We start from the raw sequence: 22480 nt of genomic DNA, 5'->3' as shown, positions 1-22480 counted from the left end.
TACATTGTTTTGAGAAATCATGAGTATATGCATTTCCAGCATAAAAAACTTTAGTATTACAACGAATAGCCAGTCAGAACATCAATCTAATTCTCATTCCTCAACTTCTCAAAATATTCACTTACTTTCTGAAACCTCTTCCCTTAACCCCAATACTTTTTCAATAACGATAGGAAAATATTTATATTCTAATGTGTGAATTGCCTTAGCCACATCTTCAGCGGAGTAATCATTTTCTACAGGAGTTTTCGCCTGAAAAACAATCGCTCCTTCGTCATAATGTTCATTTACATAATGAATCGTAATACCACTTTCTTTTTCCTTATTCTTTACTACCGCTTTATGAACATGGCTACCATACATGCCTTTCCCTCCATATTTAGGAAGTAAAGCAGGATGGATGTTAATTACCTTGTTAGGAAAGGCATCAATGATCTTTTTTGGAAAAATCCATAAGAACCCAGCTAGCACAATAATATCTGGTTGGGCATCTTTAATGATATTTAGCACTTCATTAGTAGTATAAAATGACTCTTTGTCAAAATGTAAAGCCTTTACTTCCAGGTCATGAGCTCGTTTTAAGACTTTGGCACGCAGGTTGTTAGAGAACACATGTGTTACTCTAGCAGTTTTCCGCTCTTGAAAGTATTTAATTATATTTTCGGCATTGGTACCGGAACCGGAAGCAAAAATTATGATACGCTTCATAAATAGAGTTGTTAAATTAGAGAGCACAAAAAAAATAATTATTATCCATTTTTAGGTAGCAAAAACGCAATACTTCCATATATTTGATAAAATACAAATACATTTTTAGAGGATTGTGGGGTTTTAAAATAAAGTTTTTTATTTTTGCCACCTAATTAAAAAATTAAAATTAAACATTATGTCAGACATTGCATCAAGAGTAAAAGCGATAATCGTTGACAAATTAGGAGTAGACGAAAATGAGGTTGTAACTGAAGCTAGCTTCACAAATGACCTAGGCGCTGATTCGTTAGACACTGTAGAGTTGATTATGGAATTCGAAAAAGAATTCGATATTCAGATTCCAGATGATCAAGCTGAAAACATTGCAACAGTTGGTCAAGCAATATCTTATATTGAAGACGCAAAGTAATAACTTCACAACACAATATGAATCTTAAGCGAGTTGTAGTCACAGGACTAGGGGCATTAACGCCCATCGGTAACAATATTGAAGAATATTGGGATGGATTGGTAAATGGTAGGAGCGGTTGCGCTCCCATTACTTATTTCGATACCGAACATTTCAAGACTAAATTTGCTTGCGAACTCAAAAATTATAATCCTACAGATCATTTCGAAAGAAAAGAAGCACGTAAGCTTGATAAATTTGCGCAGTACGCCATTGTTTCTTCAGAAGAAGCAATAAAAGATGCTGCTATCGACCTTGAGAAGGTTGATAAATTTAGAGTTGGTGTTATCTGGGGTGCTGGTATTGGTGGATTAGAAACCTTTCAGGAAGAAGTAATTGGTTATGCCAATGGGAATGGAACACCTCGTTTCAATCCTTTCTTCATCCCGAAGATGATTGCCGATATTGCTCCAGGACATATTTCTATCAGAAATGGTTTTATGGGTCCTAACTATACTACGGTTTCGGCTTGTGCCTCTTCCGCTAATTCAATGATTGATGCTTTAAACTATATTCGATTAGGGCACTGTGATATCATTGTTACAGGAGGAAGTGAAGCTGCTGTTACCATCGCTGGTATGGGAGGGTTTAATGCTATGCATGCTTTATCAACAAGAAATGAGAGTCCAGAAACTGCCTCTAGACCTTTTGATGCTACCAGAGATGGTTTTGTATTAGGAGAAGGTGGTGGAGCCCTCATTCTTGAAGAGTATGAACACGCTAAAGCACGTGGTGCAAAAATCTATGCAGAGGTTGTAGGTGGTGGAATGTCTAGTGATGCTTATCACATGACCGCCCCTCATCCAGATGGGATTGGAGTAGAACGTGTAATGCTTAACTGTTTAAAAGATGCAGGTGTACAACCAGAACAAGTAGATGCCATAAATACTCACGGAACATCCACTCCTTTAGGAGATGTTGCAGAATTGAAGGCTATTACTAAAGTTTTTGGTGATCACGCACCTAACATGAATATAAATTCGACAAAATCTATGACTGGACACTTACTTGGTGCAGCTGGAGCTATAGAATCAATTGCTTCTATACTCGCCATGCAACACAGTATAATTCCTCCAACAATCAACCACACTACTGTGGATGAGAACATAGATAGTAGGTTGAATTTAACTTTAAACAAAGCACAAAAACGTGATATTACGTATGCAATGAGCAATACATTTGGCTTCGGAGGTCATAATGCTTGTGTATTATTTAAAAAACTAGACGAATAATAATGAGTGTTATTCGCAACATATTAAGTTCCCGCTCTGAAAAGAACGGGAATTTTTTTTCCAAAATTCAAAATATTCTTGGATTCAAACCTAAAAGTATTGCGCCTTACGAAAAAGCTTTTACGCACAGATCACTGAATCTAAAAGATAAAAAAGGGAATGCTGTTAATTATGAAAGACTCGAATTTTTAGGTGATGCTATGCTGAGTAGTATTATTGCAGCTCACTTGTTTAAACAAGTTCCTGAAGGTAATGAAGGATATCTTACTAAAATGAGAGCTAAAGTAGTAAGCAGAAAACATCTGAACGAACTAGGAAAAGATCTCAAATTAATTGATCTGGTTCGTACAAACATTCCAAAATCTCAATTCGGTATAAATATTCATGGTAATCTATTTGAAGCATTAATCGGTGCTATTTACCTTGATAAGGGATTTCCTTACTGTGAACGTTTTATACACGAAGCTGTTATCAATCCATACGTAGATATAGAGAGTCTTGAAGGCCAAATTATTAGTTATAAGAGTTTATTGATAGAATGGTGTCAAAAAGTAAAAAAGAACTTTAACTATGAAATCTATGAAGATACCGGAAAAGATGAAATGAAACATTTTGCGGTAAAACTTTGGATTGATGAAAAGGTAGTTGCAAAAGCTAGAGCAACTTCTAAAAAAAAGGCAGAAGAAAAAGCATCAAAAAGAGCTTATTTCGCATTCCAGTCAAAAATCAATTTTCCATAAAACAGAACCATTCTTTTATTCCTATTTTAAAAAAGGTGTTAATAGATTACAAAATTGTCATTTTATCCTCAGTTTTATCCCAGCTTAACTAAAAGATACTAACTCAATCGTTTTCGTACAATATCTTTATGTTTTATTAAACTTCCAAGGAGATTTTATTTGTATATTTCTCGATAATTCTGGAAAAATGTAAATTCTAATGGCGATCCAAAGGTTAGTTTTAGATACCATTATGGATGATGATTATGACTTAATTGCCATTCATTGTTCGTTAGCGTCATATCGTTTAGCTTTTGGGTTAAACAAATATGTGGATCTTCGGCTTTTCAGAAAAAAACAAGATATAAAATTTGAATATGATACTCATTCGGCAAGTTTTCCGCTGTTTCAATATCACGATCATTTTCAATATAATACTTATAGCCTTTTGGGAAATAAATTCAGAACAAAAATTGAATCAGAAACTGCAGCCGTAGAAGGATTATTTGCTGCAGAAGAAGAGGATAATTATGTTACTAAATATCTAATTCCTGAATTAAAAAATGTAGATTACTTTTTAAAAATAGAAGCTGAAACTTCTCAATTTTCGAGTAAATCATTGACAAGTAGATTACTTACTATTCCACAAGTCATAACAGCTTATGTAGTGGATTATACACAACTAAAATCAAAGAACAATTTAATATTTGAATAATGCCAAAAACTAAAAAGACTAAAATAGTGGCAACACTTGGACCTGCTACCAGTACTAAGGAGGTATTGAAAAACATGCTAGATGCAGGTGTAAATGTTTTTAGAATTAATTTTTCTCATGCTGACTATGAAGATGTAAAAGAGCGTGTAAAAATGATACGTGATTTAAGTTCGGAACATAATTATAATGCTTCTATATTAGCCGATTTACAAGGACCTAAATTAAGAGTTGGTGTTATGAAAGGTGATGTCATCGTTAATGACGGTGATTTTATTAATTTTATAACAGGAAAACCTTTTGAAGGTACTGCGGAAAGTGTCTATATGAACTACGCCAGTTTTCCTAAAGATGTAAAATCAGGAGAACGAATTTTACTGGATGATGGAAAATTAATTTTCGAAGTCGTTTCAACCAACAATAAAGATACTGTTAAGGCAAAAGTAATTCAAGGTGGACCTTTAAGATCTAAAAAAGGTGTAAATCTACCGAACACGGATATCTCCTTGCCTGCACTTACCGAAAAAGATGTTAAAGATGCAATTTTTGCCTGTAGTCTAGAGGTGGATTGGATGGCCTTATCTTTTGTGCGTCACGCTCAGGATCTAATAGGGTTACAAGACCTTATAAAAGAACATACAGAACATAAAATTCCTATCGTAGCAAAAATTGAAAAACCAGAAGGTGTAGAAAACATCGATAAGATTGTTGCTTATTGTGATGGTTTAATGGTCGCAAGAGGGGATCTCGGGGTAGAAATTCCAGCTCAAGAAGTTCCTTTAATTCAAAAGAAATTGGTTTTAAAAGCTAAAACGGCAAGAATACCCGTGATTATAGCAACGCAAATGATGGAAACTATGATCGATAGTTTAACCCCAACTCGTGCCGAAGTTAATGATGTAGCTAATTCCATTATGGATGGTGCTGATGCTGTAATGTTATCTGGTGAAACATCAGTGGGTAAATATCCTGTGCAAGTCATCGAAACTATGACTAAAATAATTAATAGTGTAGAAAACTCTGATCTGATACAAGTTCCTCAAAATCCTCCACACATAAGAACAAATCGATTTATTACAAAATCTATCTGTTATCACGCTGCACATATGGCAAATGATATAAATGCTAAAGCCATTTGTACATTAACCAATAGTGGATATACTGCTTTTCAGATCTCTGCGTGGAGACCAGGAGCTCATATTCTAGTTTTTACAAGCAATAGAAGAATCCTATCTCAACTTAGTCTTCTTTGGGGAGTAAAAGCATTTTATTATGATAAGTATGTTAGTACAGATGAAACAGTACAAGATGTTAATAATTTAGCCTTAGAGCGGGGCTTTGTAGAAAAAGGTGATATGTTAATCAATCTTGCTGCTATGCCTGTAGTAGAAAAAGGAATGGTAAATACATTGAGAGTATCACAAATGTAAATATTGTTTATCAAAATATTTTAATTGAGGCCTCAATAGAGGCCTCAATTATTTTTAAGCTGTGCTAAAAATAGATTCTAAATCTCCTATTGTAACTGGTTTTATTAGATAATCTTTGACACTCTTTATGCTTTTTGCTTTCTTGATATCCAGCGGATTAATAGAAGAACTTACGATATAGAGTGTAATTACTTTTCCAAATTTATTCTTAATTTTAATAAATTTTTCTAAAAACTCCCACCCATCCATTACTGGCATATTAAGGTCTAAAAAGATGATCTCGGGAATGCTATCTTCGTTCAAACTACTCAAAATCGCTTCAAAGTATTCTAAAGCTTCCTTTCCGTTTTCGAAAACTAATAAGTTCTGGCAAAGCTGTTTTGCCTCAATTATTCGTTTCACTAAATTGACATATATACTATCATCATCGATGATACATGCTACTCCTATTTTATCGCCCATTATATAAGAATTGTGTGTTTAAAATTCAATAGTAAAAGTGGTTCCTTTATCAACCTCACTTTCGACATTTATAGTACCATCCATCGATTCTACTTGATTTTTGGTTAAGAATAATCCAATACCTACAGCATCTTTGTTATAATGAAAGGTTTTATACATCCCAAACACTTTATCCTTAAAAAGTGTCATATCAATTCCTATTCCATTATCCGAAACTTTTAGATACTTCCTTCCTTCATGAATGTATGTTTTTATATTGATGATAGGATCTCTTTCGGGATGTTTATATTTAATAGCATTGGTTATTAAATTAAGTAAAATACTTTCCAAATAAGCAGGTATGTAATCGATTTCTTCGACTTCACTAAAATCAGATCGTAATTGACAATTACTATTGCTAATCACATGACTGATTCCATTGACCACCAACTTTAAAGCATCATTAAATTTTACACCTACTCTTTTTTGATTATTATTTGTTTGTACAGTAACAACTTCGTTAAGGTGCTCTATCGTGGTGTTTAGATTAGAGGAAATGGTTTTTACTTCTTTAATTAATTCTTCTTTTTCCTTAGGATCATCAATATCTTCTATAAGTTGAACTAACAGAGACAGGTTACTAGTATGTGATCTAAGATTATGCGAAACAATATGCGCAAAATTAAATAGCCTAGAATTCTGAGCAGCTATAATATCTACAGATTTCTGTAACCTAATTTCTTTACTTTTTATATCATCAATATCTTGAAAAACACCTCGAATACCTATAATTTCCTTGCTTTCATTGTAAACCGGTTTTCCGATTGCTCTTGCCCAAAATTCTCTCTTATTAGCTGTAACCATTTTTATCTCGGTATTAAATGGTGTCCCCATCATAGCACAATTAAAAAAACAATCAGCAGCTAATTGTCTACAATCTTCTGCATAATAGTTAGCAGAATCTTTTAGAGAAGGTTTATAATCTTCTGAATACTCTAGTATTCTATAAGTCTCGAAATCCCAATAACTTCCTTTTTTATGAAAATCCACATACCAGCTTCCTGTAGAGGTCATCTGGGCGGTTTCTTTATAATAAAAATTATCTTTTTTAATTGTGTTTTCAGGTTCCAGTTTTATTTCAAAGAAAAAAACAAAGCTAGTTTCGGCTTTAATATTTACTGGTAACGCATTATTTGTAACACATCGAAACAACTGATACTTGCCTTTTTTATTTAGTATCTTAATGTGTTGCTTGAAGTTTACAGAATTTATTCGATAATTTAAAAAATTGTCTCTAAAGATGTCAACATCTTCTTTATGAATAAGATGTTCCAAAAAATAATCAAAGTTAGATTTGATATCATTTATAGAATACCCAAGGATTTCATAAAATCTCTCTGACCAATTTTCTCTATACGGATCGCGATGTAACTCCCAATAACCCGTATTGAAATCTTGCATTACATTATTAAAAAGTTCATTCTGGAGCATTTAAAGTCGGTTAAAAAATAATGATTCTAACAATATAAGAATTTCTAATTGTTTTCTTCAATTCTATCTAACCTTATAGACAATGCTTTTGTAGAAATCTGAACCTCAATAAATGATAAAAAAAGTGAAATCATTAAGGCAAATAAACTTATGCCAAATATTAAATTGGCCAAACTGTTTTTTTCTACATATAATAAAAACATAGTGATTACACTGGTAAGAAAACTAACAATAGCAATTGCTTGCATGTTTCTTATCAACCACAATCGCTTTCTGAGGTTTTTAATTTGTAACACTGTATTTTTTGATGGCGAAGCTTGATATTCCTTGTGTAACTGTCTTATTAATCCTGCTATTGCCAAATATCTAGCATTATATGCCAACATTGTTAAAGATATTGCAGGAAAAAGCAATGCAGGAATACTCATGGTTAGTGTCATAATCAATACGTTTATGACACTAAGTTAGTTTAATTTAGAATAGTTTGTTTTATTACTTTATAAGTTCATTTAGTATTTCTTTTTTCAAGAGATAAAAAACAAAACTCTTGTAAGAGCTTGCTTATATCTATTCTCATTGTGTAAACCTAAACAATCCCCTAAGATTTTCAATAGTATTATTTTGATCCAATCCTTCTCCCCATTGTCCAGTAAACGTAGCTGCTGGTTCGCCACTTCTTCCATTCATATACCCTTTTAACACACGATTATCAGTATCAAAATTAACTGTCATAATTGATTCGTCTATAGTCCAAGTCCCTTCCATAGAAAATATATCACCATCATTAATTCCCAATAACCCAGCTGTGCCTTCTTTAGTAAAGTTTATAGAACCAGAGTCAAAAGACGCATTTGAATTATCGTTTACATCGTTATTAAATCCGCCATAAAACAAACCTTCAATAAAGGTGTTTTTAATAGTAACTATTACGGTTGTACTTTCTATCGAATTGGATGCGGTTATAAAAATCTCTGTCTCACCTAAAGGAATCGATCTATCCCAAGAGAGTACACCGGTTTGTTCATCAATAGATAAATTACTTCTATTAAATAAATCATCTGGTGCTGTATTCGGCAATGTTGTAGCAGAGAATATTCCTCTCTCTCCTGACCAATTCACTGCTGGTGGTAACGTTTCTCCAGCTTCTAAAAAAAAAGTTTCAATAAAATTTTCTTCATATACGATTCTTAAACCGTTGGTATCATCATCGTTATTACAAGCATTTATAATTAAAAATAATAATAATGCTCCTATATATTTTATTGTCTTCATCTGTTCTTCAATTAAAACGTTATTATTATAGAGCAGTAAGCTTTAAAACTTATAAGCCTACTGCTCTTTTAAAAAAGGGTAAGGTGTGACTTACACAAATATGTATTATAGAATAAAAAAGTCTTTAATTTTTAAAAATCATCCTTAAAACTAAATGCTCCCATTAACTCTTCGATGTTATCATCCTGATCTAAACCTTTTCCCCATAGTCCAGAAAACACAATTGGAGGATCTCCGTTTATTCTTGCAGATAAATAACCTATCATTACTAAATTTTCTCCAGGATAATCGATATGTGTATATGCAACCTTTATTCTATCACCCTCTATTTTCCAGTTCCCTTCACCAACTACAGTCGAATCAAAATCTGAAAGTAGTGTCACCACGCCGTCATCTCGTAATTTCAAAAGGACATCATCATCAATATTCGACAAAAAGGGTTCATTTGAAGTATCATTATTGAAGCCTCCAGTAAGAAAACTTGATCGCCCAGTAAACACATTATTAATTGTTATCGTTACCGTGCCTGTTCCAAATTCATTGGATGCCGTAACAAATATTTCACTTTCACCTAGGGGTAAAAATTCATTCCAATTAAGTACTCCAGTTTCTGGATCAATAAAAATGGAATTTCCTACAAGATCAACCCCCTCAGATGATGGTAATGTGGTAGCAGAGAACATTCCTTTTTGTTCTATCATATTTATTGTTGGAGGAGTCGTTTCTCCTTCTTCCAAAAAACTAATCTCAATAAAATTTTGTTCATACTCGATGCTTATATCATTAGAATCATCATCACTATTACAGGCATGTATGATTACTAAAAATAGTAATACTCCTATATACTTTACTGTTTTCATCTGTTCTGTAGTTTTAGTGAATTATAGATAGAACAGTAAACCTCGAAATCAAAGTTTACCGTTCCTTTTAATAGGGATGAGGTAACATTTATAAAAAAAAGGGGGGAGGGATCTTTATATACTGTAAATCAAGCGCTATTAACTCATAGAGATTATCATTTAATATTAAAATGTTCTACAATTTCCTCGTAAGACATGTTTTGATAATCAACAGTTGATTTCCCTGCAGCTAAACCACCAGGAATTATAATATATCTAAAAACATCATTGAAAAAAGGAGCTCCTATATTATTAGACGCCACACCTTCTACGCCAAGACTAAAAGCACCTGGTTCAATAATTCTAACAAAATAGCTTTCATTTATAAATCCATAAAGCACCAGAGGAAGTTGATACACTGTACCATTATCAATTCTTCCATACACTAATAACGTTCCTGATTCAATCAATTCCTGAGTTAATTCTGGAGCAGAAATACTAAATGAATCAAATCCATCAGTTATATCTTCTTCAAACTCAGAATCAATCCAATCAGAATAAATCACATTGGCTGTTCCTGTCTCTCCATCAGTACCGTCAGTACCATCAACCCCATTCAGTCCTGCAGGTCCAACTGCTCCATCTTCTCCATCAGAACATGAAAAGATCAGTAATGAAATCATTATTAACATTATACCTTTTCCTAAGTTTTTCATTGCTTTCATTTTTATAATTTTAAAAGTTATAAGGCAAACTTAGATATAGGTTGCTTTTTACATGTCCGATATTTTTGATATTCAATATATTCGGACATATTTAGATGAGCAAAATTATTTGTGTCGATTGATTTGATATATTTCTAAACAAAAAGGTATAGTGTACCCCGCAAGTCAATAGAAACAATTAAACTTTGGATTTAGAAGTCGCCAAACCTTTGTGTAAACCCTTATCTATTTATGTCAAAAATTTCCCCAGATTCATACATCTCTTTTAGTCTGGCCTTTGAAATTCCATAGGAGAATTCAGAATAGTTTTCAGATTTATTAATTTTATAAATTCTACTCTTTTTACTGATTTCATACTCATTAGGAGACACAAATACACTGTCCTTAGAAACACTAGTTACTTTTAAAGTAGAATAGCTGTTTGTTTCAATTTTGTATTCATAGATATCACCATCCATAGGTGATACTATATACTCCGTCTCCAGCTTTTTATCCTGCCCATTAACATAACTCCCCCAGGCAATCAAAACTACAAGTATACCCAATCCTGTAAATTGCCATATAGGTCCTTTAGCCTTGTTTTTTAAGATATCATACTCCTTTCTAATAGGTTCTGGCATCTCTTTAGTTTTAAGGACATTTTTACAATGCTGACACTGAGACATTCCTTTTTTACCAATTGGAAATAACGGAATCCAGAAAATATGAGCATGTCTTCTGAATACACTTAACGTTAAAGAACCTTGAGTTCCACAACTTATGCAAATGGACTTTTTAGATTGTTCTGATTTTATATAAACTGCTTTACTTCCATAAATTATCATACTCTTTCTATTTTAATGATTTACAGCAAAATGATAGTAATATTGTTTTCTTTTTACAAATTAATGTAAAATGCTTTTTAATACATTTTTATGAGATGTTGGTCTTTCATTTATTTTTGTCAAAATCAATTTTTTTATTTCTAAATATTCATTCTTGTTGGATAATAAATTACTAACAATATTTCTTTTTCCATTCTCAAAATAAAGGGTTAGTACATGACCATTATTCACTTGAGTCTCGTTTATTTCAAATATGCTAACAAAAGGTATTGTCGTAAATTCTCTTCTAAAACCTAAAAGCGGTATTATGATTTTAAAGTCATCTATTATTAGATAATTTGTCTTTTTTATTCTAAAATAAATTCCAAACAAAATCATTATTCCTATTATAATTGACGATAAGAATAACATTCGATAAAAAACATTTGCATCATTATTGACTGCCTTTGAATAAAAAAGTAATGAACTGCCCCCGAACATTAATAGACTCAAAACCATCACTCGCCAATTACTTGAATATTTATATTTCCTTTCTTCAGTAATAAAAAATGAAGTTCTACTCCTCCGTACTTGTTTACTCATAAAATACTCTTTTCAACAGATACTATAAATTCAAGCCTTTCGAAAATTTGGAAAACCCCGAGATAAAAGCTCGGGGAATTTTAGATTACTATTCTAGGGCGATTATTGGATATTAAAAAGGGTTGCAACTTCTTTATAAGACATGTTTTTATAATCTGCTGCTGATTTCCCTTCAGCTACTCCTCCAGGGATTATCACATATCTAAATTCATCAAAAAAACCAAACGCTTTTAAAAGTCCATCAGTTGTTCTGGCCTCAACCCGCAAAGTTTCGAACCCACTCCCTTGACCCAGTACTATACTATAAAACTCTTCATCATCTATATTAAGGTAAGGAAGTTTATAGACATTGAAAAACAAAGCATTGGCTGGATTACGACCATATACCAAAACAACATCAGTATCTTGATCAAATGCAATTCCACTACTTAATAATAGCATACTTTTATCAGTATCTATTCCTCCTGGAAAATCAGTCGGAATCCAATCAGAATATACAACATTCGCTGTTCCTGGATCCCCCTGATCCCCTTGATCTCCCTGGTCACCCTGTGGTCCTTGATTACCTTCAATTCCTTGTTCACCTTGTGGCCCAACAGCTCCGTCTTCTCCTTCACATGAGATGATACTTACTGATAGTAATAAGATCACTACATATCCAATTAAATTTTTCATTGCTTTCATTTTATAAAAGTTTTTTATGTTAATGAAGCAAACTTAAAGAGGGAGTGTATTTTAAATATCCGAAAAGTTTGAATTTCAAAGAATTCGGACGTATTTAGATGACTAAAACAACAGGTGATAGTAAGTTTCTTTATACTTCTAAAAAGGGTCACTTGGTGAATGGTTTAAATCAAAAGGAAATAATAAATTTTCGAATTTGGAAGTATTTATAAATAGTATTGAACTTTTGTAGCGCCTAGAATGCCTGGTTTTCTATAATTATGTTACAGACTGTCTATTTGACCCTTAGCGATCTCCAACTAAAGATAGCTAACACATCTATTGCTCCATTAGCTATAGTTTTTAGATTACAAAAATTAAGAGGAGTAAAAATTCTGACTCATAATGGATAGTGTATAATGCTTTTCATTTAATCTATAAAATTCCTCAATATTCTGTAAATTCTTTCCTACTTTCTTTAAACAACCTTAGTAAGTCCTTATCCCACTTAAAGTCATTCAGATACCATTTGTCATTTTTTCCATTATAAAATGTAAACTTTATTATTACACCACTCCTTTCATATTTTATGACATAAGTTACCATATAAATCAAATCTTCGATTACATCTTCCTTCACCAACTTATTTCCAATTAAAGCTCCATATTCGACTTCAAATGTATCAAAGTGGTCCATTGTTCTCTGATTTATATATTTATACTCATCTCGTGTGAAAACCCACATCATACCTATTTTAATAAGGCCAGCAGCAATGTTTTTTTGTGAAAAATCATTAATTATTTGTTGACATTCCTCTTTTATTTCTTCTCGATTTGCAAATCCTTTTTCTTTTTGTGAAAAGCAAAGATGCTGACAAATCATAACCATAATACAAATCAAAAGTTTTGTGTTCATTTGTTACTTTTTAAATAATTTATATGGCTTATATACAATTCTTACTTCTGCATTATACCCATTCCATATTGGTAGAAATTCTTCATCATATCCTTTTTCAGAAATACTTTTCCCTGCTTTTATCCATAAGAACAAATTATCCTGCTTCTTTTTATTTAGCTTAATTCGAAGCCCCAAATTAATATTTCCGTTACTGAACCTTCGTACAACCTCACCTTCTTTAGTCTTATAAGAATTTATACTATAATCAATAGTCATAAATCGATACCTTATTCCCGTTTCAAAATGAAAAAAAATGACTGGAGCAATTCCTGCAGAAATTCCAGGTAAAGCATATATTGATCCTTTACCAATGGTATATTCTATACCTGCAGATACCTTAAAGGTATATGGAGGTATTGCTACACCTTGTATTCCATAGGCCATTCCACAAGCAAGATTAATATTAATATTTTTCTCTATATAAAGATTATGATCTTGCTGTCCTAAAAGAAAAGGGACACTCATAAAATATATGAATAGTATGCTTACTGACCTTATTATTTTATTGATATGAGGCATGAAAAACTTGCTTAAATTAATTGCATTATTACTACATGTTTAAACAATGATTAGCCTTCTTTTTATGAATCTTTTTTTTCGTAAAAGTCTAAAATAAGTTGTCTAACATCTGCACCTATTCGTTCTCTGATCCATTCCTTTCCGCTTTCGTTAATCTCATCTAATATCTGATCATTATCCAAATTAAAATCGAGTAAAAGCATCTTCCAAAAACTCATCTTCTATCATTAGAATTTACTTTTAGATATTAGTTTTTTACAAGAAATAATTTGTTCTAGTTCGGATCCCAGTTGTATTTGATTCCAGATTTGAAGATCATCTTCAATGGATAAAGGGTTTTGATCAGATTGAATATACTTTTTAATAGATTGAACCCTAGAATCAGATTGCCCATCTATTTTTAGTATAGATTTTCCTCCAGGAATAGTATTACTACCTTCATATTCATAACAAAACACAATAACTTTATCCCCTTTCTTAACATCAACTTGAGCAAAACAATCTGAAGTAAAGTACACCTCTTCTTCATACCTAGTGTCCTTAAGTTCCTCTTTGATCAGTACTTCATCTATTCTTATAACTCCTATCTGAGATGTATACTGTTGCTGTTCTATTTTTTCATAAATCTCATTAATAGTTCCTAGAAAAACTAAACTATATTTTTCACCACAGTTGCCAATAAAAGGACCATTTTGTGGCCACCAATAGGTATAACTAACCTTAAGGGTATCTTTTGCTTTGGTTTGTATACCTGAAATCTTTTCTGAATTTACTGATTGACTATTACAAGCTATACCACAGAAACATAATAAGCAAACTAATAAAGTCTTATTCTTTTTTACTTTTGACCTTATTTGAACTATTTTCTTCATAATCATTCTAGCGAAAAAGTAACCTTGACATAGTATTTTGTTGGCTCTTTTACCGCCACACTATTATAATATTTGTACTTGTTATTTGGGTTATCGATTTGAATAATTTTTCCAATCTTTCGACCAATATTAGTAACTATTTGGTTTGCTGTATTTCTAGCATCATCTATCGCTTCTTTACTTAATTTTGCAATTTGTTCATTTGTCATTTCTTTAGCTATAATATCTACCCTTGTATTGGTAACACCTTCTACTTTTTGACTTATAATTTTTTTTACTTCATCGAAGGAGCTTGTTTTATAAAAATAGAAAGAAGATGTAGTATATGCATAAGAAGTAACACGATACATTAGATCCTCTTCAAAACGGCTAAAATTGATATTGACTTTACTTAAAGCAGCGGCAAATTCTTTTTCTAACTCACTTGTAGTTTTACCTTTTATATTTCTATAATTATCACCTATAACCTCTCTAAATTCTACATTTACAATATAATTTTCAATTTCATTCGTTTTGTTAGTTTCTCCTATAACCGATATAGAATGTTCCTGCTGTGCACTTAAAAAGCTGTGACACAATAACAAGATAAAAAGTATTTTTTTTCTAAAATTCATAGCATTTTTTTTAGTTATTAATTATTATTTAATGTTATTTAAGGAATAACCGTTTCTGCAATACACCAATCTTCAGAAAAGTTAATGTGTTGTTGTACAAAACTCTGCGTTCCAAATTGTAATGGACAATGCGCTACGTTCTGATCATCATTAACCTGAAGTTCCGTTCTGTTTCCAATACCAATAATGCCTATGGTTTGACCAGCATTTACTTGATCGCCTATAGAAATATTTATGTCTAATACGTGATCATAGATAATCAACCATCGAGAGTTATTATTAGGTTTTATCCATACCTCAAAATCGTCAATGTTTATATTCAATCTAATATCTTCTACGACACCGTCTGAAACAGATCGCACCTGTATATTCGATTGACTCGTAAAGTATTCAATTGCGGGGTTTTGTTGAGTTGGTGTTAGTGACTCTCCAAACGCGATAAACGAACTAACTTGATCCATTGCTATTGGTGTAATAGTAAAAGATGGTTGGGTTTGATCTATCGAAAAATCATCATCACTACAACTCATGACTAATAGACAAACCACTAAAAGCTTAGTTAACTTCATATCCAAACTTATTAGATTTCGGAATATTACGGTACTATTGATATCCCCATATATCCTGAAAATAAACCGCATCATTTTCAAGACTAAAACCATTAATAACCCAGAGCCTATCATCAAAATATAAAGAAGTATGATATCCTCTTGCTGGAAAATTTTTCTTAATATTCACAGGTTCCCAAGCAATCCCATCTTGACTAAACCAAACATCATCATAATAAACATTACCAGCATCAATTCCTCCAGTAAGCCACATTCCTTTTTTGTTTGCTACCAAAGCGTGATTCCTTCTTATCGGAAAATCTGCACTTGGTGTTGCTAAGCTCCACTGAAAACCATTTTTTGAATACCAAACATCATTTAAGTAGTTCCCATTATTGTCATATCCTCCTATAACCCAAATTTTATCATCATATAATACAGACGCATGACCATAACGTTTACCAAATGGAGCTAGATTAGTCACCAGATTCCATTGTATACCATCACTACTTACCCATATATCTCCTTTTATATCAAAATTATTACTCAGTCCTCCAATCAAAAACATTCTATTTTCTATACTTGTTAGTGTATGCCACCTACGAGCAGAAAAAGGAGCGTTTCCTGCAGTTTGCACCCATTCTTTTCCATTTTTACTACGCCAAACATCATTGAAATATTGGTTTCCTTGAGTACCTCCAACAATCCACATGCTATTTTCAGCTACTGTCATAGCATGGCCATATCTTGCCTTAAACCCTGCATCAGGATTTACTTCTTCCCAATTTTTACCATCCTTACTGCACCAAACATCATTATATGTAAATTGATTTTGTATACCAGCAATCATCCACATTTTATTCTCAAATACTGCCGAAGTATGAGCTGCTCTTCCTCCATATGGGGCTTCTTGATTCACTACCATATTTGAAAAATTAAATCCATCAGCTGGTAACATTTTTTCTGAAGACATTTGAGAAATTTCTTTTTTAGCATCATCTTCATTTGGTTCGCAACTACAAATAACTAAAAGGATTATGAAAAGGTTAAAAATATGTCGTACTCTGAATCTATTTTTCATAGCAGTAATTTTTTAATATTATAGCCAAAAGTAAGTTGAGTAATTAAATCAAGTGTCCGAGAAGTTTGAATTTCAAAGAATTCGGACAACTGTGGGAATCAAACAATAGAAAATGCCTGCAAATAACTTTACAGGCAAATACTAGGTGGTTTTCAGTAATTTAGTAGACGTTATTAATTATTCACCGTAACCTCTTTCTCATAACCAAAAGTAGTAATACTAGATTTATCGTACATTGACATTTCTATTTTCCATTTTGTAGTCGATAAGCTACCATAAGAAGGAAATTTTAAAGTAACCACACTAGAAGGTAGTTCTTGCCAGTTTAAAGCAGTCTCCCAACCACTAGAAGAATAGGTGTTTTCTCTTGAAATTCTTATCCTGAACCCTCTTCGATTTGGTGGTATCTGTTTTAATGCATTTGGGTTCGCTACATAGTTATAGGTAGCATTTTTAAGTGCATCAACATTAGAGGGGCCAAAAACACCCAATATTGTTGGATTTTGCCATTCACCATCCCCTGGAAATCCCCACATTTTACCATCCTGAATAATTTCAATTTTTGATTCTGATACGTTTTCTTCACTAATTTCGAGTTCTGGTTGTGTACAAGATGCTATTAATCCCATAAAAACCAATAAGGCTAATTTTTTAATTTGTTTTTTCATGTCTAATATAATTTTATTGTTATTCAAATAAAAGTAGACAAGAGTTCTATAGAGAATATCCGAGAAGTTTGAATTTCAAAGAATTCGGATACTATTAAGCATTGCTAAAGAAATTATATTATGGGAGGGTTTTCTTTTTTAATCGTACTCTAATTTTTACTTTTTCAACAAGGTCTCTACTATTCCAAATGTTTCCTCCTCTACAAAGGTTTTGAATGTTTTCTGGTTTAATTTTTACAACTCTAGTTTCAAAATGTTGTTTTCTCTTAACATTAGTATCTTTTATCGTTATAAACTTCTCTCTCATTTCTGCAGAGTATCCAAAAACAAACAGCACATAACAATCATTACATAATGGGAATTCTATAAAATTAGGACGTTTCTGTATGATCTTGTCCGGGTTTTGAGTAAATATCAATGTATTCGTTTCGTTTTCTCCATAGGATTCTCTTACATATGAATTTCCTTTAAAATCTGTTACTTGAATATCTAATCCATTGATTGTTTCTCTTGTTTCAGCTTCGCGAACATCTACTATTACAATTGATGTAAGGTCCCAAACACAGTGTTGCGCGCGGGATGCGGAAATGCCAATTAATAAAGTGGTTAATACTATATACCTCATTTTATGTAATATTTAGTTCGAAAAAGGGTTTTACCTAAACTTTGTTCCCCAAACTTTAATAGCGTACACTAAAATGATAATAACAACAGGAAGGATGAAGAAAATTATCGTAGGCATGTTAGCTTGATTTTTATCTATTGTCTCCTGTTCTTTTGCTATTATTGTATCGTTTTTACTTTCGAGGGTGTCCTTCAAAAAAATAGTATCCTTAGACAATAATTTTAGATCAGTCACTTCATCTGGTTTATATTTTTGATACTTATTTTCAACTATGTCTATTGAAGTATTTGCTTCCTGAATTCGTGTTCCAAGTGATGGCTCTTGATAATATTTTTTGGAGAACTCTTCTTCTGGGTTTTGACCAAGTTGTATCCATTCTATTTCATCCTTACGAATTCTTTGATAAAAATCGTTTCCTTCTGCTATTTCTTGTTTCAAAAGTTCTTCTAACTCCCGTGCAGTAAACCTATCTCCTCCCTTTTTTGTGTATTGATGATACAGTGCAAACGCAACTTTTTGTTCATAGATACTTTTTGTTTTTGGTTGTTTGCTATGATAAGAAGCCTTAAAATAGGCTCTTGCAGCTAATTGCCTTGCTCCTTTTTTCCAAGCGTTAGCTATCAATAAATCTCCTAATGCTTCTAACAAAACCGGCGAATCATAATTACCAAATTTCATCATTCCTATAATGCCTTTAATAGCCTTATCAAGCTCTTCTTTAGGTAATAGATTATTTTCTAAAGGAGTTCCTGTTTTGTTACTATACTTACTAGCTAAAAAAGTGTAAAAATTATTTAATTTATGCCGAGGGAAACGCTCAAAACTAGGGCTGAAATCTATAGACAAAGGCAGCACGATTTTTCCATTCTTCATCCTACTTAACACGTATTCTACTAGATGCCTTTGATATATCTCTCTTCCGAAATGAGCATCTGGATTTATAGCAATTGCCTTATCAATATACTCTATACCTTTAGCGAACTGGTTGTTATGGATATAGAAAGTTCCTAAATTGGCGTATGTTTTATAATTTTTTGGAGCAATACTATCTTTTTTCAGAATAATCTGAATTGCTTTTGAGTCATTCCCAATTTTTGAATATGCAACCGCAAGATCATCGTATAGTTCTAAACTATCAGGAGATTTCATCAGTTTAAGGGTTCTATCTTGTATTCTCCATTGATAAAACTCTGGTGAGTGTCTCAAAAACTTTCCAGATATTAATTCAATTACATCAGGGAATTGTATTCTTTCCATTTCTATAGTGTCATAATCCCAAAAACAAGAGAATCCTGAAAAGCAAGTAGAAAAGGTACATACTAAAAATAATGCAAATCGTTTCATATCATAAATTTAAAAAAAGGATCCTCATCTCTGCGGTTAGGTTAGATAATGAGGACCCACAAGTAATGAAAAGCAATTGGACAAAAACCTAATCATTACAACACTCCTATAATTATTCTAACTTAATCACCCAATAGTCAAAATCTCCTGTAGTTCCTTCTCCGCTTCCCATGATATTAGTATACCAAGTTCCGGCAGTTATAAAACCACCATCTGATGTTTCCTGAATAGAAAAAGCATAATCATCTCCTTCATCACCTAAGTTTTTTTGCCATACAATATCTCCATTAGATTGTAATCTCAAAATCCAAAAATCTGTAGCTCCATTATTATCTGTTACGTCAACATCATTAGAACTAGAACTTCCAATAGCAATATATCCTCCATCATTGGTTTGGTGTATATCACTTATCCCTTCTGATCTAGTGCCACCAAAGATCTTTTTCCATTGCATATTACCAGCCATATCAGTTTTAATGATTACCGCATCATTACCTCCTTTATTCTCTCCAATATCTCCATCATTAGATCCAGAATATCCAGAAATTATGTAACCTCCGTCTGAAGTTTGTTCTATGGATTCTGCTTCTTCATTCTCAGTGCCTACAAATGAGTTCTCCCAACTAAAATTCCCTATAGCATCTAATTTAGCAATCCACATATCTCTTTTATTATCGCCAGTTTCTGTATAGCCAGCTATAATAAACCCTTGATCTGTAGTTTGATCCACAGAAAAAGCAATATCTCTTTGGGAACCTCCTAAATTTGTTTCCCATTGAAAAACTCCAGATGCATTAAGTTTTACAATCCAGGCATCTGATTGACCGCTTACATCAAATTCATCCGAACTAGAAAACCCTACTGCTACATACCCTCCATCAGATGATTGAATAATAGATTCGAGAATATCATCACTAGAACCACCTATATTATTTTCCCATTCAATTGATCCTGATCCATTCAATTTTACAATCCAAAAATCACGCATACCATTATTCCCTGATACATCTCCATCACTGGAAGAAGAAAAAGCTCCTACAATAAATCCACCATCTGCGGTTTGTGCTATGTCATGAACTGTTTCATTATTGGAACCACCTATATTTGTTTCCCACTCTATATCACCTTGACTATCTAGTTTTACAATCCAACAATCTTTATTCCCATTATTTCCTGAAACATTACCATCATCAGATTCTGAAGAACCCGCTACAATATAACCTTGATCATTCGTTTGCCAGATACTATATGCTTCATCATTTCCTGTACCTCCTAAGGATTTTTGCCAAGCAATGTTAACCTCATTAGAAGAATTATCTAAAGTAAAGGTAAAACTACTCTCTGACGTACCATTTTCCCCATCGGATGCAACCACCTTACCTGAATAACTTGTCTGCTCAATAAAACCTTCTAATAAGAATACTGTCTCTTGTATTTCAGACTGAACTTCAGTTTCTTCAAGAAACACCGTGTATGTAACCACATCTCCATCAGGATCGATAGCAGAATCCCAAGTTAATAATGCACTACTATCTGTAATATCAGTAACTTCTACAGAAAAAGATCCAGGGTTTTCATTTTGAAGCAAGGTAATTGTTTCATCATCGTTATTGCAACTAATGATTACTAGAGTAATTATCACAAATAGGTGTAAAAAATTATTTTTTCTCATCATATTCATATTTATTATCCAAAGTAAATCAGCCTTTATAAAGATGTTTGAAACACCCTTATAATAATCATATATGATTATTGAGATACTCCTGAAATAAATTTAAATAAGATTGAAGTAAAAAGTATCCAGAAAGCTTGAATTTCAAAGAATCCGGACATATTTAACCCATTTTTCTATATACACTTGGAGAAATTCCCGCTACTTTTTTAAAAGCAGCGTAAAATGTAGACTTAGAATTGAAACCTGATTCTAAAGCAATACTAACAATAGTATAATTAGCAAAACTAGTGCTTTTGAGTTTTGATTTGGCGTCCTCTACCCTAAATGTATTTATATAATCCGCGAAGTTTTTTCCAGTTAATTTATTAACCAACTGAGATAAATAATTACTACTAATTTTAAGTTTACTTGCCACACTATCTAATCCTAAGTTTGGGTTTCTATACAGCTTTGCTTCTTTCATTAAGAATTCAAGTTCTTTATAATATGCATTATCATTTGTTATATGACAGGCTGAAGTATTTCTGCATATTTGCTTTAGTTTTTGTTCTGTTAGTTTTGCTATTAAATGAAACAAGAACAAGTGATCGTTAGTAAAGAAATTCTTTTCTGAATGTTCAGAATCTAAGACACCAATAATACTGCCTTCAATACATATTGGCACTGATAGTTCGGACATTCTAGAAGCATCATCAATAATATAGGAAGCATTTTTACTTACGTTATTGATACGTTGATACCTTTTGGTTTTCGCTACATTTCCAACAATACCATTCCCTATTTTAATTTTTATTGGACTTACAATCTTTTTCTCTCCATTATTTTTATTTCCAAAAGCAGCTTTTTGAATCAAATATTCCTTTTCTTTATCTAGCACATAAATGACACAGTCTTCTAAATGAAGGTGCGAAATACAGTTTTCCACAATATCCCAAAGTACATCATCTACATTATTTTTTTCAAAAAGCGAGGTTGCAAAGTAACTTAATATAGTGATTGTCTGAATAGGTGTATTTTGTAAATAATCATCATCAAACTCCATAAGAACTTCATCCAGATAAGGAATTGATATCTCAGTTTTTTTATGTGTAGATGGTTCTTCTTTTTTAGTATTTGTTTCTCTTTTATTCTTCTTTAAATTTAAAGAACTTTTCAAAGTTGCTTTCGGAACAACCTCCGAATCAAATGAGGTATAAAAATAATTACCTAATAACGTAGGTTCTAATTTTTCTATGAACACAAAAAAAACAGAAAGCACTAAAACCAATAAAATGTACCAAAGACTTTTAGCCATACGGACATCATTATCTGATAAATATAATGCATACGTTATAGTTGCTAATACTATGCAAAGTGTAAAAAGTTTACGAATAATTTCTATGGCATTTTTATTGCCCGGGTTTTTCTGAATGTCCATTTTGATTTTTTTTGTCCTCACCAAAACTATTCGAATTAAGCATCAAAAGAGAAGCTATAAAATTCAAATCA

At 32.2% G+C, this 22480-nt stretch carries 27 protein-coding genes; 5 read left to right on the top strand and 22 right to left on the bottom strand.

The features are described 5' to 3' along the window. Positions 1 to 117: 117 nt before the first annotated feature. Positions 118 to 708, bottom strand: coding sequence for a phosphoribosylglycinamide formyltransferase (locus Q0921_RS17965; RefSeq protein ID WP_299259331.1), 591 nt, complete (start codon positions 706 to 708; stop codon positions 118 to 120). A 178-nt stretch (positions 709 to 886) separates the two neighbouring features. Here Q0921_RS17965 and Q0921_RS17960 point away from each other — a divergent pair, with 178 nt between their 5' ends. The 5 genes from Q0921_RS17960 to pyk all read left to right on the top strand — a co-directional run bounded on the left by Q0921_RS17960 (position 887) and on the right by pyk (position 5252). Continuing rightward, positions 887 to 1120: an acyl carrier protein gene (locus Q0921_RS17960; protein WP_027394586.1), complete on the top strand. Its 234-nt coding sequence runs from the start codon at positions 887 to 889 to the stop codon at positions 1118 to 1120. Positions 1121 to 1137: 17 nt separating this feature from the next. Continuing rightward, a complete protein-coding gene (gene fabF, locus Q0921_RS17955; protein WP_299259330.1) occupies positions 1138 to 2391 on the top strand; it encodes a beta-ketoacyl-ACP synthase II in 1254 nt (417 codons plus the stop codon). 2 nt (positions 2392 to 2393) lie between these two features. Beyond that, positions 2394 to 3131, top strand: coding sequence for a ribonuclease III (gene rnc / locus Q0921_RS17950; RefSeq protein WP_299259328.1), 738 nt, complete (start codon positions 2394 to 2396; stop codon positions 3129 to 3131). Between the two features lie 199 nt (positions 3132 to 3330). Next, entirely contained in the window at positions 3331 to 3825 is a 495-nt protein-coding gene (locus Q0921_RS17945) for an IPExxxVDY family protein (RefSeq protein WP_299259326.1), read from the top strand. Next, positions 3825 to 5252 (top strand): pyruvate kinase, encoded by a 1428-nt coding sequence (pyk, locus tag Q0921_RS17940; protein ID WP_299259324.1) that lies wholly within the window; start codon positions 3825 to 3827, stop codon positions 5250 to 5252. The genes Q0921_RS17945 and pyk overlap by 1 nt, the downstream gene beginning before the upstream one ends. 54 nt (positions 5253 to 5306) lie before the next feature. On the opposite strand, the gene Q0921_RS17935 is transcribed toward pyk, so the two are convergent. The 21 genes from Q0921_RS17935 to Q0921_RS17835 form a co-directional block, all read right to left on the bottom strand. Then, positions 5307 to 5714 (bottom strand): response regulator, encoded by a 408-nt coding sequence (locus Q0921_RS17935; RefSeq protein WP_299259322.1) that lies wholly within the window; start codon positions 5712 to 5714, stop codon positions 5307 to 5309. Between the two features lie 18 nt (positions 5715 to 5732). Continuing rightward, positions 5733 to 7184 (bottom strand): ATP-binding protein, encoded by a 1452-nt coding sequence (locus Q0921_RS17930; RefSeq protein WP_299259320.1) that lies wholly within the window; start codon positions 7182 to 7184, stop codon positions 5733 to 5735. A gap of 44 nt (positions 7185 to 7228) precedes the next feature. Next, complete coding sequence (locus tag Q0921_RS17925) at positions 7229 to 7624, bottom strand: DUF2721 domain-containing protein (protein WP_299259319.1); 396 nt, start codon at positions 7622 to 7624, stop codon at positions 7229 to 7231. A gap of 133 nt (positions 7625 to 7757) precedes the next feature. After that, on the bottom strand, positions 7758 to 8456 hold the full coding sequence (locus tag Q0921_RS17920) for a hypothetical protein (protein WP_299259317.1): 699 nt from the start codon (positions 8454 to 8456) through the stop codon (positions 7758 to 7760). A 131-nt stretch (positions 8457 to 8587) separates the two neighbouring features. Then, a complete protein-coding gene (locus Q0921_RS17915) occupies positions 8588 to 9316 on the bottom strand; it encodes a hypothetical protein (protein WP_299259316.1) in 729 nt (242 codons plus the stop codon). A gap of 155 nt (positions 9317 to 9471) precedes the next feature. Beyond that, positions 9472 to 10011 (bottom strand): collagen-like protein, encoded by a 540-nt coding sequence (locus Q0921_RS17910; RefSeq protein ID WP_299259315.1) that lies wholly within the window; start codon positions 10009 to 10011, stop codon positions 9472 to 9474. A 230-nt stretch (positions 10012 to 10241) separates the two neighbouring features. Then, on the bottom strand, positions 10242 to 10844 hold the full coding sequence (locus Q0921_RS17905; RefSeq protein WP_299259313.1) for a zinc-ribbon domain-containing protein: 603 nt from the start codon (positions 10842 to 10844) through the stop codon (positions 10242 to 10244). Positions 10845 to 10904: 60 nt separating this feature from the next. Then, positions 10905 to 11426, bottom strand: a complete 522-nt coding sequence (locus tag Q0921_RS17900) for a hypothetical protein (RefSeq protein WP_299259311.1) — start codon at positions 11424 to 11426, stop codon at positions 10905 to 10907. A gap of 102 nt (positions 11427 to 11528) precedes the next feature. Next, entirely contained in the window at positions 11529 to 12101 is a 573-nt protein-coding gene (locus Q0921_RS17895) for a hypothetical protein (RefSeq protein ID WP_299259309.1), read from the bottom strand. 435 nt (positions 12102 to 12536) lie between these two features. Continuing rightward, entirely contained in the window at positions 12537 to 13004 is a 468-nt protein-coding gene (locus Q0921_RS17890; protein ID WP_299259307.1) for a hypothetical protein, read from the bottom strand. 3 nt (positions 13005 to 13007) lie between these two features. Beyond that, entirely contained in the window at positions 13008 to 13511 is a 504-nt protein-coding gene (locus Q0921_RS17885) for a hypothetical protein (RefSeq protein WP_299259305.1), read from the bottom strand. Positions 13512 to 13627: 116 nt separating this feature from the next. Beyond that, a complete protein-coding gene (locus tag Q0921_RS17880; RefSeq protein WP_299259303.1) occupies positions 13628 to 13783 on the bottom strand; it encodes a hypothetical protein in 156 nt (51 codons plus the stop codon). A 9-nt stretch (positions 13784 to 13792) separates the two neighbouring features. Next, on the bottom strand, positions 13793 to 14437 hold the full coding sequence (locus Q0921_RS17875) for a hypothetical protein (protein WP_299259301.1): 645 nt from the start codon (positions 14435 to 14437) through the stop codon (positions 13793 to 13795). Between the two features lie 2 nt (positions 14438 to 14439). Further along, positions 14440 to 15051, bottom strand: a complete 612-nt coding sequence (locus tag Q0921_RS17870) for an SIMPL domain-containing protein (RefSeq protein ID WP_299259299.1) — start codon at positions 15049 to 15051, stop codon at positions 14440 to 14442. Between the two features lie 38 nt (positions 15052 to 15089). Continuing rightward, positions 15090 to 15620: a peptidoglycan DD-metalloendopeptidase family protein gene (locus Q0921_RS17865; RefSeq protein WP_299259297.1), complete on the bottom strand. Its 531-nt coding sequence runs from the start codon at positions 15618 to 15620 to the stop codon at positions 15090 to 15092. Positions 15621 to 15654: 34 nt separating this feature from the next. Further along, on the bottom strand, positions 15655 to 16680 hold the full coding sequence (locus Q0921_RS17860; RefSeq protein ID WP_299259295.1) for a kelch repeat-containing protein: 1026 nt from the start codon (positions 16678 to 16680) through the stop codon (positions 15655 to 15657). A 173-nt stretch (positions 16681 to 16853) separates the two neighbouring features. Beyond that, entirely contained in the window at positions 16854 to 17348 is a 495-nt protein-coding gene (locus Q0921_RS17855; RefSeq protein ID WP_299259293.1) for a hypothetical protein, read from the bottom strand. A 118-nt stretch (positions 17349 to 17466) separates the two neighbouring features. Next, positions 17467 to 17973 (bottom strand): hypothetical protein, encoded by a 507-nt coding sequence (locus tag Q0921_RS17850; protein WP_299259291.1) that lies wholly within the window; start codon positions 17971 to 17973, stop codon positions 17467 to 17469. 30 nt (positions 17974 to 18003) lie between these two features. Continuing rightward, complete coding sequence (locus tag Q0921_RS17845; protein ID WP_299259289.1) at positions 18004 to 19317, bottom strand: tetratricopeptide repeat protein; 1314 nt, start codon at positions 19315 to 19317, stop codon at positions 18004 to 18006. Between the two features lie 112 nt (positions 19318 to 19429). Continuing rightward, a complete protein-coding gene (locus tag Q0921_RS17840; RefSeq protein ID WP_299259287.1) occupies positions 19430 to 20989 on the bottom strand; it encodes a fibronectin type III domain-containing protein in 1560 nt (519 codons plus the stop codon). A gap of 163 nt (positions 20990 to 21152) precedes the next feature. Continuing rightward, on the bottom strand, positions 21153 to 22409 hold the full coding sequence (locus Q0921_RS17835) for a helix-turn-helix domain-containing protein (protein WP_299259285.1): 1257 nt from the start codon (positions 22407 to 22409) through the stop codon (positions 21153 to 21155). Positions 22410 to 22480 lie beyond the last annotated feature (71 nt).

The sequence above is a fragment of the uncultured Aquimarina sp. genome (assembly GCF_947496855.1).
GTDB lineage: Bacteria > Bacteroidota > Bacteroidia > Flavobacteriales > Flavobacteriaceae > Aquimarina.
The sequence above is the reverse complement of the archived record's forward strand: the minus strand, read 5'-3'. Positions and strand labels throughout refer to the sequence as shown.